Source organism: Chryseobacterium sp. JK1, assembly GCF_050632815.1.
GTDB lineage: Bacteria > Bacteroidota > Bacteroidia > Flavobacteriales > Weeksellaceae > Chryseobacterium.
In genome coordinates this window covers 1,899,868-1,913,800 of the sequence record NZ_JBODRU010000001.1, presented here as the reverse complement: position 1 = coordinate 1,913,800, position 13,933 = coordinate 1,899,868, and the positions used below count along the sequence as shown (strand labels likewise).

13 protein-coding genes are annotated in these 13,933 nt (G+C 37.2%); 4 read left to right on the top strand and 9 right to left on the bottom strand.

What is annotated here, in order from left to right; all coding sequences use genetic code 11:
• The first annotated feature begins 50 nt into the window (after positions 1 to 50).
• Positions 51 to 647, top strand: a complete 597-nt coding sequence (locus ACQ76T_RS08680) for a Crp/Fnr family transcriptional regulator (RefSeq protein ID WP_431342907.1) — start codon at positions 51 to 53, stop codon at positions 645 to 647.
• Between the two features lie 30 nt (positions 648 to 677).
• On the opposite strand, the gene ACQ76T_RS08675 is transcribed toward ACQ76T_RS08680, so the two are convergent.
• The 5 genes from ACQ76T_RS08675 to ACQ76T_RS08655 form a co-directional block, all read right to left on the bottom strand.
• Positions 678 to 1,526: a universal stress protein gene (locus ACQ76T_RS08675; RefSeq protein WP_431342906.1), complete on the bottom strand. Its 849-nt coding sequence runs from the start codon at positions 1,524 to 1,526 to the stop codon at positions 678 to 680.
• Position 1,527: 1 nt separating this feature from the next.
• Positions 1,528 to 1,998, bottom strand: coding sequence for a MarR family winged helix-turn-helix transcriptional regulator (locus ACQ76T_RS08670; RefSeq protein ID WP_431342905.1), 471 nt, complete (start codon positions 1,996 to 1,998; stop codon positions 1,528 to 1,530).
• A gap of 178 nt (positions 1,999 to 2,176) precedes the next feature.
• On the bottom strand, positions 2,177 to 3,382 hold the full coding sequence (locus tag ACQ76T_RS08665; RefSeq protein WP_431342904.1) for an MFS transporter: 1,206 nt from the start codon (positions 3,380 to 3,382) through the stop codon (positions 2,177 to 2,179).
• A gap of 95 nt (positions 3,383 to 3,477) precedes the next feature.
• Entirely contained in the window at positions 3,478 to 4,389 is a 912-nt protein-coding gene (locus tag ACQ76T_RS08660) for a helix-turn-helix domain-containing protein (RefSeq protein WP_431343728.1), read from the bottom strand.
• Between the two features lie 102 nt (positions 4,390 to 4,491).
• Entirely contained in the window at positions 4,492 to 5,007 is a 516-nt protein-coding gene (locus ACQ76T_RS08655) for a hypothetical protein (RefSeq protein WP_431342903.1), read from the bottom strand.
• Positions 5,008 to 5,124: 117 nt separating this feature from the next.
• On the opposite strand from ACQ76T_RS08655, the gene ACQ76T_RS08650 reads away from it, so the two are divergent.
• Complete coding sequence (locus ACQ76T_RS08650; RefSeq protein ID WP_431342902.1) at positions 5,125 to 6,537, top strand: PLP-dependent aminotransferase family protein; 1,413 nt, start codon at positions 5,125 to 5,127, stop codon at positions 6,535 to 6,537.
• A gap of 76 nt (positions 6,538 to 6,613) precedes the next feature.
• Here the strand turns inward: ACQ76T_RS08650 and ACQ76T_RS08645 are convergent, their stop codons facing one another.
• A complete protein-coding gene (locus tag ACQ76T_RS08645) occupies positions 6,614 to 8,098 on the bottom strand; it encodes a M1 family aminopeptidase (protein WP_431342901.1) in 1,485 nt (494 codons plus the stop codon).
• Between the two features lie 301 nt (positions 8,099 to 8,399).
• Here ACQ76T_RS08645 and ACQ76T_RS08640 point away from each other — a divergent pair, with 301 nt between their 5' ends.
• Both ACQ76T_RS08640 and ACQ76T_RS08635 read left to right on the top strand, forming a co-directional pair.
• Complete coding sequence (locus ACQ76T_RS08640; RefSeq protein WP_027373301.1) at positions 8,400 to 8,576, top strand: histone H1; 177 nt, start codon at positions 8,400 to 8,402, stop codon at positions 8,574 to 8,576.
• Between the two features lie 243 nt (positions 8,577 to 8,819).
• Positions 8,820 to 10,391 (top strand): M20/M25/M40 family metallo-hydrolase, encoded by a 1,572-nt coding sequence (locus ACQ76T_RS08635; RefSeq protein WP_431342900.1) that lies wholly within the window; start codon positions 8,820 to 8,822, stop codon positions 10,389 to 10,391.
• 19 nt (positions 10,392 to 10,410) lie between these two features.
• Here ACQ76T_RS08635 and ACQ76T_RS08630 read toward each other — a convergent pair whose 3' ends face one another.
• The 3 genes from ACQ76T_RS08630 to ACQ76T_RS08620 are packed head-to-tail and all read right to left on the bottom strand — an operon-like array spanning position 10,411 to position 13,810.
• Complete coding sequence (locus ACQ76T_RS08630; protein WP_431342899.1) at positions 10,411 to 10,995, bottom strand: RDD family protein; 585 nt, start codon at positions 10,993 to 10,995, stop codon at positions 10,411 to 10,413.
• A complete protein-coding gene (locus tag ACQ76T_RS08625) occupies positions 10,995 to 11,645 on the bottom strand; it encodes an HAD family hydrolase (protein ID WP_431342898.1) in 651 nt (216 codons plus the stop codon). The genes ACQ76T_RS08630 and ACQ76T_RS08625 overlap by 1 nt, the downstream gene beginning before the upstream one ends.
• A 41-nt stretch (positions 11,646 to 11,686) precedes the next feature.
• A complete protein-coding gene (locus ACQ76T_RS08620; RefSeq protein ID WP_431342897.1) occupies positions 11,687 to 13,810 on the bottom strand; it encodes a Tex family protein in 2,124 nt (707 codons plus the stop codon).
• Positions 13,811 to 13,933: the final 123 nt, after the last annotated feature.

Below are 13,933 nucleotides of genomic sequence, written 5' to 3'. Positions count from 1 at the left end.
GTAATATTCATCATACTTTCAGTATTTTTACTTCATCTAATAATTGCAAAATGATCATACATGAAGACCTGTTATTTGCCCACGGAGCCAAAATTGGAAAATATAATGCTGCGGATTATATTTTTGAAGAAGGAACGGCAGCCAAATACTATTTTCAGATAAAATCGGGAACTGTGAAGCTCAATACTTTTTTAGAAGACGGTAAAGAGTTTGTCCACGGGCTTCCTTTTGATGGTCACTGTATCGGAGAAAGTTATTTATTTACCGGTCATCATTATGCGGTGAATGCCATTGCTATTACTTCCTGTGAAATCATTATGATCTCAAAAACTAAGTTTCTGCAAATTCTGCTCAGACAGCCGGAACTTATGCTGGAAATTAATAAATACACCGCAGAAAGGCTTCACTTCAGGTATCTTATTTCCAGCTTTTTGGTCATTTCCGATCCCATTGTTAAACTTGAAAAATTATTTGATCATATTAAAGATTATTTCGGATTCGAAGAAGCATATTCTTTCCTGGTTCCTTATACAAGACAGCAGATAGCTACTTTAACCGGACTCAGAGTGGAGACGGTGATCAGGTATATCAAGAAAATGCATGAGCAGAAACTTGTCAGACTTGAGAGTACAAAGATTTATTATTAATTCTCCGGCTTGATAAAACCAAATTCTTCTTTATTTTAAGATCAAAACCGGCTGGCTGGTATTTTGGTAAATTCCCTCGGAGATACTTCTGCTGGCAAGATAATACAGAAAACTGTGCCTGCCCGGTAAAGCAATGATAAGATCAGTATCATGGGAAGAGGCAAAATTCAGAATTCCTTTGATGATATCTTTGTCGTGAGAATAATATACTGTACTTGGAATTTCAGTAAGATGCTCCTGAATATAATTCTCTAATTCTCTTTTTCCATACTCATTGATATCAGAATTTTCACGGGGATTGATATTCAAAAACAGAAGACGTACATCTTCCTGATGAATGACTGGCTTGTGATGAAAAAGTCTTTCCAGTCTTTTGACTCCTTTTAGGTCACACGGAATGAATATATTTTTTGCTGCACTGTACTGGTAACTGTTCGGAACAATTAATGTCTTAACAGGGCTGGTTCTTGCAATACTTATAATATTATCTGAAACAAAACTTTCGGTAGACGAGGTATGATCATCACTTCCTAAAATGATCAATTCCACAGTAGGCTGATTTTTGAGCAGTTCATTGATGCTTCTGGTGAGTGCCCAATCACTTAGTACTCTCGAAACCTTTATCTCAGGAGATTTTTCTTTAACAATTGCCGTTAACTGATCAAATAACAACTCGTTTCTTTCCAGGAGACTATTCACACTTTCTTCATTTACAAAAGCATGACCTTCTGCCAGGTGGAGATAATCAAACTCCGATTCACCTGCTGTTTTTAAAAGAATAATATTTTGATAATCATATTGTTTGGCCCAATCTGCTGCAATTTTCACTGCATTTTCTGTTGTGGGTGTAAAATCTACGGGTACAAGTATTGTTCTCATATTATAGTAATTTTTGATCCTGGTTTTCCAGATTAGCGGTCATTTTTTTTACTAAAAGTAAGGCTCGGGTAATCTCTTCTCCATCAATTCCGTCTGCGGCTTTTTTATACAGATCCAGAGCCCATGGATAAACGGTTTCTACAACATTTTCACCTTTCGGAGTAAGGAATATCTGCTTATTCCTTCTGTCATTTTTATAAGCAATCCTTTTAACAAGGTCTCTTTTTACCAAACTGTTGATAAGGTAAGAGATGCTAGATTTATCCTTACTTACCTTGTTTCCTATTTCCTGCTGATTAATACCATTGTTCCTTGAAAGCAATCCTAGAATTTCAATCAGCTCAAAAGAAAGGTCAGGATCATACTCATTAACCGTAGTCTGAATCCTTTGCCTCAAACGGCTTTTCATTTCATTCATCGCCAATCCCAATTCAAGGGCAAGCTCTGAAATATCATGTTGCTTTACAGACATATTTTTATTAATCATAAAAGAATAAAGAAGCAGGTTTTTTAGCCATAACCTTGCATAACAAATATAAGGAAAAATAGTTTTAATTAAAACTATTTGGATGTAAAATAGTATATAACAATACACAAGATTTACATCATACCGTGTGGATTTTGAAGTAATGACATAAAAAAAGCAGAGATCAATTCTCTGCTTTTTCTTTTTTTACTGCCTGATTCATGATCAGGATAATTCCCAGAAGTGCTCCGGCTATTATCAGATAGCGCCAGGATAACCCTTTCTGCTCCGTTACAGTTCCTGTTACAGAAATAATGAAACTGGTTACTGAAGTTATTACATAGACCAGTCCACCCATCAGTCCGCCTGCTGTTCCTGCATTTTTAGGGAAATAAAGCATACTTGTTGTGAAAAACGAAGTAAACAGAATCCCGGAACAGATATGAATAAAAAAGGCAAAAGGAATCATGATGAAAAGACTTTCCGCAAAATAACTAATGCTGATTAAGCCCGCAATTAGAAGCAGCTGTAATAAAATAGGCTGTAGAATTCTGGGTTTAAAATCCAGCGTAAGTCTTTTTTTTCCTATAAATCCGCCAATCATCCATGAAAATCCTAAGATCAGAGTACAATATCCAATCACAACAGGTGTGAAATGGAATGTATTTTCAATAATAAATGGTCCTGTAATATTGAATAACATAACAATAGAATAGCTTAATCCTAAGATGAAAATCCCCAGCATGAAAATTTTGTTTTTAAGCATCATTTTATACAAACTGATGTTTTCAGAAAGATTAAGTTTCTTCTTTTCAGGTAAACTTTCACCACTGAAAAACCATTCGAACAGGAAAAGAAACCCTGCATAAAAGGCCAGGAAATAAAAATTAGCGTGCCAATTGAAAAGTTTTTCAAGATATCCCCCTAGAAAAGGAGCCAAAATAGGTCCACACGACCATACAATGGTAAAGTAACTCAAATAATGCTTTACCCGTTCCGAATCATAGATATCAACAAAAATTGCACGTGTAGCCACTACCAGTACTGAAACTGCAGCTCCCTGAAGAATACGAAGCAGACAGATCAGGAGGATGCTGTTTGTCATCGTAATCAAAATACTACTGATAACAAGGAGGAGGAGTGCCACTAGCTTGGGTCTGTAGCGTCCTATACTATCCAGAATACCTCCCACAAAAAGCTGGGAAATTCCATAACTCAGGAGGTAAGAAGTGAGCGTAATTTGGATGTCTTTTTCCGACACCGAAAGCTCTCGGGCCATAGACGGGAACGATGGCAGGTAAATATCTGTGACAAATCCTGATAAAGGAATAGACACAAAGGCCATAATGGTTATTAATCTGATACGCTGTTCAGATGCTTCTCTCAACATATTCATTCTTTTTTACCATGCAAAAATAAGACAAGATATGCCGAAATGAATTTTAAAAGACAAAGTAAAAATTACAAAAATCAAATATTTAATCCTTAAAATGAATTTTTAAATTTTAAAGGTGAGGTTTGCGCATATTTTTTAAAAAAATTGTTGAAATGGGAAGGCTGATCAAATCCCAAAGTATATCCTATTTCAGAAATGTCCCAGTTCGTATATTTCAATAGATTTTTAGACTCTTCAAACATTCTTTCTTTGATGATTTGAGTGGTCGTAAGGTTGGTAACAGACTTTACCGATGAATTTAAATGATTCACATGTACATTCAGGTGACTGGCAAAATCAGAAGGCGTTCTCAAAGCCATTGGATAAGCAGGGGAGTCCAGCGGAAACTGTTTGTTCAGTAGTTCATCAAACAGCCTGTACAGCCTTACACTGGCAGGAAGTTCATTCGGATTAATATCGTCTACGCGATTTTCCAGAGCCAGATGAAGTACGGAAGCCAGATGGTTTTTAATGCTGTTGCAACGGAAAGGATATGTCGAATTATTCAGTTTATGCATCTGTTCAAAATATAGGGTGGCCAGTAACGTCTGTTCCTCGGTAAGGAAAACAATAGGCTTGCTCCATTCTTTAAATAAGGAAGTCTTCTTAAATAAGTTGAATTCGGAATTCCCGTGGAAAAACTCCTGATTGAACAAACAAAAATAACCTTCCTGCTCGCCCTCACATTCCCATGAATAAGGAATATTAGGGGAGGGAAAAAACAGAACCGGACGGTCAATATAAAGCTGATGCGGACCGTATTGAAAAGTACCCTTTCCTATAATAAAACTTACTTTATAATAATCCCTGCGATTGTATGGGCTTTTGAAGCTGCAGTATTTACGCATCGAAATGTTGAAGTGGGATTTCCCTGTCTCAAAATCATCAGAATCAAATACCTTGATCTGGTTTTTACGGATGCGGTTGTAATAATCTTCTATGGTTTCCAGCTGATCACTCATGAGAAATAAATTATAAAAATCAAAGATAGGTAAATCTTTTGTATTCAGATTTACCTGATCGTTTTTTATAATCATTGATGAAATGAATCGCTGCACAGCAGATTAGTTTTTGCTGATATCCATTTCCATGAGACGGGACGGAAGCTGAAAAGGACCGGATTTACCTTCAGTAATTACTTTGAAACCTGTTTCCTCTAAAAAGGAAACCAGAGGATCATGAGAAAGCATATTGACCCAGATTCTGTCTGTAAAGCTTACGGCTGATCTGCATTTTTTCCAGAGCGATTGTCTTGTTTCCGGAGAATCAAATTCAGGCAGAATGACAAAGCTGATTTCTGTAGCTCGTTTTCCTTCAGGAAGACTTGGATATACGGACCCGCTTTTAACAATACTGTATCCCACAGGCTTCTGATCTGCATACGTCATGATCAGCTGATTAGAAAGGTCATTCAGCTCATTGATCATTTTTCTCGGATCAATCTCTGTATGAATGTATTTTTTAATGTCATCTTCCGCTATAAAATCTTTATGAAGATGATATACCGACAAATCCATGATGGTTATAAGATCAGAAATTCCCTCTTCAGAACCAATTGTAAATTTTGAAATGATATCCATGATTTTTTTATTCAAAATTATAAGATTAATCCGTTCAAAAAGGGTACAGTTGATTAAAATATTATCGGTACAGGTGTTTATTTTTATAAATTTGTTCAGTACAGATGTCAGATTATTATGAAGACTTATAAATATGAAGTTTTTACCTCAGTTATTGAAGAACAGATTCGCAGTGGGGTTTTGCAGCAGAACGACCGCCTTCCCTCGATCCGGGAAATCCGGAAAAGCTATAACCTGAGCACAAGTTCCGTACAAAGTGGATTTGAGTACCTTATGATTAAAGGCCTGGTTGAAAGCAGTCCCCGTTCAGGATATTTTGTTGCCAATATCCAGGAAGAATATATTCCTGAAATCAGAATACAGCTTCTTCCTGTGGTAAGAGATGAAATTTTTATGAATAATATAATGCTGACTTCCAAGAGAACATCAGATTTTATCGCTTTCAACAATGCTGTACCTGGAGATTTACTGATTCCTCAAAAATTGATCCTTAGAACCATGCAGGAAGTCATTCGTGAAAAAGGGGCTGCACTTCTCCGATATTATCCATCCAATGGATTGCAGCCATTAAGAGAGCAGATTGCCAGGCAAATGAAGGGATATGGAGCGGCGATGAACCCGGAGGAACTCATTATTACGGATGGCGCTTTACAGGCTCTTACTATAGCCTTACAATCGGTGTCCCAACCTGGAGATATCGTAGCTGTAGACAGCCCCTGCGTCTTTTCAGTGCTGGAGGCTATTGCGAACTTAGGGCTTAAGGTGGTGGAGATCCCTATACATTACAGAAATGGATTTGATATAGAATATTTCAGAGATGTATGTTCAGTAAATGCCATCCGGGCACTGGTTGTAACTCCGAATTTTCATAATCCAACAGGTATTATGATGAATGATGACGTTAAAAAAGAAGTGTTGGCCATCGCAGAAAAACATCAGATCTGTATCATAGAAAACGAGATGTATTCTGATCTTTATTTTTCTGAAAGAAGACCATCCTCTATAAAAAGCTTTGATACAAAAGGATTGGTCATGACGTATTCTTCATTTTCAAAAACATTGGCGCCTGGGATTCGTTTGGGATGGCTGTATGCGGGTCAATATTATGCAAAAGCAGAAAGATCAAAATTTGCTTTGGGGCGTTCTGTTTCTCCCATTTACCAGGAACTGATTCTTAAACTTCTGCAAAGCAGCAGCTATGAAAGGCACTTGCGTTCATTCAGAAAGAAATTAAACGAACAGGCTGTGTTGGTTTTAGAAGCGTTGAGAGCATCTTTTCCCAAGGAAGCGTATTTTCACAGACCGCAGGGAGGGTACAGTATTTGGGGACAATTACCGGAAAAGGTAGATGTAGAAAAGTTTTATAGGTACTGCGAGGAGCATAAAATCCAGTTTACTCCCGGAGATACCTTTTCTTTTTCTAACAAATACAGCCATCATTTCAGAATTGTTTTTGCGGAGAGAATCACCCCTGACAATATCGCAATATTGAAACGAACAGGTGAAAAAGTTAAAGACTTTTATCTGTGAAACATGATGTATTAAACCATTAAGAAACAAGTGTGATCTGTGGATCTTAATGGTTTAATATTATTTTCCATTGAAACTATTCAACACAGTATTTTATATCTTTACAAGTATCAACTCCCAGGTGGGGAATGCCGTTTATGGTCATAATTTCAAAACCGTCAATCCATTTTTGAGTAACAAGATCAAGATCTTCTCCGTTGATGATGTGTTTCTGAAAGAAATAATTAATATCCTTATCCAGGTATTTTTGAGCCAGATCCAGAAACAGTTCATCGGTAAATTTCACTTTTCTTTCGGTACAGATCTGCAGCAGTTCACGCATCAGATCATCCAGCGATTTTTTATTACGGGTTCTCAGCATAATCTGATTATCCAGCCAGAAAGCGAAAATAGCCCCACGTTTATAAGGGATTTTTTCTACATCCCGGCTTTTCCAGAAGTCGTCTTTTATTTTATAATTCGGAATATTTCGCTGAGGATTGGTCCAGTAATTCTGAATCACCTCATTATTGAACAGTTTTTGCCATTCCTCGATAGAAATATCCTTTATCCTAAGTCTGTTTTTGTATGTATAATAATCCGTAAAACCTTCACTGAACCAATAATTAAGTTCTTCATTTTTATTTTGAATCTTATTGCCTATCCATTCATGCATCAGTTCGTGATGCATCAGGTAAAGAAATGAATTTTTACTGTTAAAAGGATTATTGGTGCCCTGAATCATAAAGGCGTTTTTAATGGCAGATCCTGTTGTACTGTATCCTTTGAATAACGTGTCTTTCTGGGAAACTGTCGGCGTCATCGTAACCGAAAAGTAATCCTGATCATAATCTTTCCAGAAATCTCTTTGAGACTGTACCGCTTTTTTAAGATTCGAAAATAAAAACTCATCTGTAAACCCGTTTTGCCATTGATCTCTCAATACAAAATAAACGGGTTTGTTCTGAACTTTAAAAGAATGAAACCTATAATCTCCACCAATAAATAGTGAGCTGTAAAGTCCGTCCCAAAGTGATGTTTTGATTTTCATCTTTCGAAGTTGTGTTACAAAATTATTGTGAAGCTTGAACTGTGGAGGGAAATCTACCCATTCAATAAAAAATTCAAACTCCCGGTCTTCCGGTATTTGAGTGAATGACCTTGGAACAATAAAAAGGTTTTTACCCAGCACATGAAAAAAAGTAGTATTGATTCTTGGTCGATGGAATATTTTGTAATCAGGATCCTTAAAATCCTGTTTGATATGATAAATAAGAGAGAGTTTTTCTCCCTTTTTCATGGTTATTTTGATCTTGTTGTTGGCCGGCAGAGTCTCTATGTCGAGATCCGGGTTGTCTTCTTTGGATATCGTAAGGTTGTTGAATAGGTTGTTTTCTCCCCAATTTGCATTGGCATAATAAAAAGAAATGGTATCTGAAACCTTTTTTAGGGTATAATCAACCTGTACTTTTAAACCGTTTTGCTCCAGATTTTTATTGTAATAAACTTTATAACTGATCTTGTCCTGAGAATAAGCAAATAAGGGTAATAGAAAAATAAGGATGAATAATTTTCTGAACATGGATTTAGCGTTTTTTTCAAATTTAAAATAAAATTCCAATAAAAGAAGTCTTTTCTCCTTTTATAATCGAGGTTTTTAAATTTTTTTTCGTCATTTTTATCATATGGATTTAATAAGTTTAACTTCTGGCTTATAATTACGAGATCGTTTTATTTAAAGGGGTTTACAGAGTAAATATGCTCAAAATATACTTTTATGTGTGTAAAAGTGAAAATTTTAGCCATTTTAGTCAAACTTTTTTCACTGCGGTTAGGCTGGAATCGCCATAAAACCTATATTTGCAGCCTAAATTTTTAAATAAATGAAAGAACTAATTGAAAAAATCAACGCAGAATTTGAAGCGTTCACAACTGAAGCAAACCAGCAGGCAGAAAAAGGAAACAAAGCAGCAGGTACAAGAGCTCGTAAATCAGCTTTAGAACTTAGCAAATTGTTCAAAGAATTTAGAAAAGTTTCTGTAGAAGAAGCTAAAAAATAATTCGTTCCCTCGCCGGCTCTTCTGAGTCGGCTTTTTTATATCTTTTTGCCGATAAAATCAATCATTCAGAAGATTCTTCACTTCATGAAACTCCGTTATACTTTTTAAAGCAGATTAATAATTTGCATTTTCTGGCAATAAAAAAGAAAAATATCCACAATATCCTTCTACAGGAACTTTTTTGTATTCATTTCTTCATCATTTCCTTAAATTCCTTTATCTTTAAAGCAATCAATATATACTATGAGGATAAATAGATTTTTTGCAATGCCCGCAATAATGCTGGCTGCTCAGTTTTCATGGGCTCAGATCAAAGTAGACCCAAAAGAAAAACTTGACCCTATCGTAAAAAGTTTTGTAGATGAGGTAAACAGTAATTCTCAGCTGGAGAATATGGCGTATGAATTGTTGGACGGCATAGGTCCACGTCTTGTTGGGACACCGGAAATGTTGGCTGCCAACGAATGGAGTGCCGGAAAACTTCGTTCCTGGGGAGTAGACGCCAATCTTCAGCAGTTTGGAACATGGAAAGGATGGCAGAGAGGAACTACTCATGTAGATATGATCTCTCCGCGGGTAAAATCTCTATCGGCAACCCAATTGGCATGGAGCCCTTCTACTAAAAAAGCAATTGAGGCAGAAGTTATTGTTCTTCCAAAAGTATCTTCCAAATCAGAATTTGACAGCTGGCTTCCTTCCGTAAAAGGGAAAATAGTGCTGATGGCACAATATCAGAAAATAGGCCGTTCCGATGAGCAGATTAAAGAATTTGCAACTCCAGAGCTTTATGAAAAACTGAAAGCAGAAAAAGAACAGGCAACTAAAGACTTTACAGCATATGTAAAAAATATCGGTTATGATAACAATACCCTTCCGGAAGCTTTAGAAAAAGCAGGTGCAGCGGGAATTGCTATTTCGAACTGGACAGGAATCATGGGAGCCAACAGAGTCTTTGGAGCTAAGACATCTAAAATCCCCATGATTGATATTGATGTAGAAGACTATGGAATGCTTTACAGAATGGCGGAAAAAGGAGCTCAGCCGAAAATCAAAGTAGATGCACAGTCTAAAATCCTTCCTGAAGCCAAAAGCTTCAACACGATCGGGATGATCAAAGGAAAGGAAAAACCTGATGAATATGTTATTCTTTCTGCTCACCTTGATTCATGGGATGGGGCTCAGGGAGCTACAGACAATGGAACAGGAACACTTACGATGCTTGAAGCAATGAGGCTTCTGAAAAAATATTATCCCAATAATAAAAGAACCATTGTTATAGGATTGTGGGGAAGCGAAGAACAAGGGTTGAATGGTTCCAGAGGTTTTGTAGCAGATAATCCTCAGATCATAAAAGGAGTGCAGGCTGCATTCAACCAGGATAACGGTACTGGTCGAGTGGTGAATATCAGTGGTCAGGGGTTTGTGAAAGCTTATGACTATGTTGGTAAATGGCTTGACGGAGTTCCGAAATCAGTAAGAACACATATTAAAACAGATTTCCCTGGAATGCCGGGAGGTGGAGGTTCTGATCATGCTTCATTTGTGGCGGCAGGAGTACCGGGAATTTCTTTAGGTTCTCTGAACTGGGGATATTTTGGATACACATGGCATACTACAAAAGATACGTATGATAAAATCGTTTTTGATGAAGTAAAAAACAACGTTGTGTTAACTGCAGCATTGGCTTATATGGCTTCTGAAGATCCTGAATTTGCAGACAGAGAGAAAAGAGTGATGCCAAAAGATGAAAAAGGCGAAACGGTGAAATGGCCGGAAGCTAAAGAACCGAGAAGAAGCTCTAAAGATTATAAATAAAGAAAATGCGACTTATCTACTAAGTCGCATTTTTTATGATAAATGATCGTGTATGGCTGCCTTGATGAAGGCGTTCTTTTACATCCTTTATTTTGTCTTCCTTGATAACATAAGTTTTACAGAACTTATTGTTGAAATTCATACTGAAATTTGTTTGAGAAGATTCTTCTTTCCAGGCATCACTGATAGGAGGGTGATAATCTATAAGAAATAGCAAGAAATTAATTAGGCACAACACATTTCTTTGCAGAGATTTTATAAATCCCGGATAATTTCCGCTGTCGTCGAGTACGGCAAGTCTAAAAACCTTTTTTCCTAAAGTTGTTCCAAAATACCATTCACAAAATAGACCTGAAATAATAACACAGGGAATAGAAATAAGAAAACTTCCAAAGAAAGGCAGGTGGAAAATAAAATAAAAGACCAGTAAAAACGGAAGCATATCGATTATTTTGGCAAAAACTCTTTCCCTTTCACTGTCTTTGTGAACCGGATTATACGAGAAATCATATTCAAATTGATTATAAATCCTCGTACCGGATTCATCGAAGAATCGGGTAGGTCGGTGAATGAGTCTTTTTTCTGTAAGCCCGGATATTTTCATTATTTTGCAATAGTCGTGAGATATTTCTGCAGGTCCTCAAACTTTAAAATCGAAGGTTCATATAAAGGATTTTCCAGATTTCCAAAACCATATTCACAGAAGATAAATGGTAACCCATTGGCTGATGCAGCACTGTAATCTGTCTGCGTATCCCCAATATAGATACTGTCTTCAATGGACATATGGTTTCTTTCCATAATCAGTTTTATATTTTCTGCCTTGGTTTTTTGAGTCCGGCCATGAGATTCAATGTCAGCAAAAAGGCGGCCGAATTGATAGTAGGCTAAAAATGATTCAATATAGCCATCCTGGCAGTTGCTTACAATGAAAAGTCTGTAATCTTGCGCCAGGTATTTTAACGTGTCTTCCACGCCTTCATATAGAATTCCGCCAAGTATACCGAGAACTTTGTTTTCATGGCTTACAATTTCAGCAAGAACTTCTTCGGCCTGCAGATCAGAAATACCGGGTACGATATCTTTTATAATGTCTTTGGCTAAAAGTCCCATGTACGAATCCATATCTTCTGGTTTTAGCTTTCTTTCAATCAACTGATGCTTTTGAAGCACTTCGTTCCATATACCGATGATGGTCGCGCGGGAGTCCCATAAAGTTCCGTCCAGGTCGAAAATTAGATTTTTATATTTCAAAATGTGATGTTTTAATTGTTTTTAAGAAAGTAAAAGCAAATTTACAGGATCATACTCAGCTGAACTCTTTTTCTGGCTTCATCTACTTCTGTTACTTTCACGCGAACGTGCTGATGAAGTTTTACCACTTCATTTACATCAGACACAAATCCATCTTTAAGCTGAGAAATATGAACCAGCCCGCTTTCTTTGATGCCCAGATCAACAAAACATCCGAAAGCTGTAATATTATTGACAATCCCTGGGAGAATCATACCTGCTTTTAGATCTTTAATGCTTTTTACATTCGGATCAAACTCAAAAACTTTGGCTGCTTTTCTAGGGTCAAGTCCCGGTTTTTCGAGCTCTTTTAAAATATCTTTGACTCCCAGAATTCCTATTTCTCCAGTGATGTAGCTTTCCGGTTTTACTAAAGCGATTTTCTCTTTATTGGCAATAAGTTCGTTGGGTTTAATTCCCAGGTCCTTAGCCATTTTTTCTACAATTCCGTAGGCTTCCGGATGTACTGCAGAATTGTCCAACGGGTTTTTGGCATTGGAGATTCTCACAAAAGCCGCTGCCTGCTGAAAAGCTTTTTCACCAAGTCTTGGAACCTTTTTCAATTGTTTTCGGTCTTCAAAAGCTCCATTTTCTGCACGGTAATTAACAATATTTTCTGCCATTTTCTCCCCGATTCCGGAAACATAGCTCAACAGAGATTTGCTGGCCGTATTTAAATTGATTCCCACGGAGTTTACACATCTCATTACCGTAGAATCCAGTTCGTTTTTTAATTGCGTTTGGTCTACATCATGCTGATATTGTCCTACTCCTATGGATTTTGGATCAATTTTCACCAGTTCAGCCAACGGATCAGAAAGTCTTCTTCCAATGGAAACAGCGCCACGCACCGTTACATCATACGTTGGAAACTCTTCTCTTGCAATTTTGCTGGCAGAATATACGGATGCTCCGGCTTCGGAAACCACAAAAACCTGCAGCGGTTTGTCAAACGCGATTTTTTTAATGAAGAACTCAGTTTCGCGGCTTGCCGTTCCGTTTCCGATTGAAATGGCTTCAATATTATAAGCATTTACCATAGAACGGATTTTCTTCATCGCCATTCCGCTTTCATTCTGTGGAGCGTGAGGGTAGAGGGTTTCATTATGCAGAAGATCTCCTTTTTCGTCGAGGCAGACTACTTTACAGCCGCTTCGGTAACCGGGATCAATGGCTAAAATTCTTTTCTCTCCCAAAGGTGGTGCTAACAGTAATTGGCCTAAGTTCTCAGAAAAAATCTCAATCGCTTTCTGATCTGCTTTTTCTTTGGCTTCCTGTAGCGCTTCATTAGAAATAGCCGGTTCTAGAAGTCTTTTATAACTGTCTTTGATGGCCAGTGCAATTTGGTCAGAACTTTCGTTATTGGATTTTATAATGGCTTTCTCTATGAAGTCAATAGCTTCCTCCTTATCTATTCCAACATTTGTTTTTACAAAACCCTCCGCTTCTGCTCTCAACATAGCGAGCAGTCTGTGAGATGGAGTTCTGCTGAGGTTTTCTTCCCATTCAAAATACTGAGAGAACTTTTGTGCCTCTTCTTCCTCTTTTTTAGCTTTTACAACCTTAGAGGTTACTAGGGCTTTACGCTGAAATATTCTTCGGAGATTTTTACGGACGTACATGTTCTCGTTGATCCATTCTGCCATAATATCTCTGGCGCCCTGCAAAGCTTCTTCTTCAGTCGCAACTTCGCTGTTCAGATATTTGGATGCCAAAAACTGAAGGTCGTTACTCTTCTGGCTCATAATGATCTTTGCCAATGGTTCAAGACCCTTTTCTTTTGCTGTATCCGCTTTGGTTTTTTTACGTTTTTTGAAAGGCAGGTATAAATCTTCCAGTTCCTGAAGATCAAAACTTTCTTCAATTCTTTGTTGAAGTTCAGGAGTTAAGGAGTTCTGTTCTTCTATAGATTTTAGAATTGATTCTTTTCTTTTAACAATCTCTTCAAACTGCTTACTGATTTTAGCGATCTGCTCAATCTGTATTTCATCCAGATTTCCTGTTTTGTCTTTTCGGTAACGGGCAATGAATGGGATGGTGCAGTCTTCTGCTAATAATTGTAAAGTATTGTTGATGCTCTTCTCAGAGATATTAAGTTGCTTCTGTATAAATGCTACGGTCGTCATTGTTCTGTTTTTCGGCTCGCTAAAATAGGATTTTAAAACGAAAAAAGGCGAGTTGCCCCGCCTTGAATGTTTTCACAACGGAATAATCCTTATTGTGAATTGCTTTTTAATTATCTAGTAAAA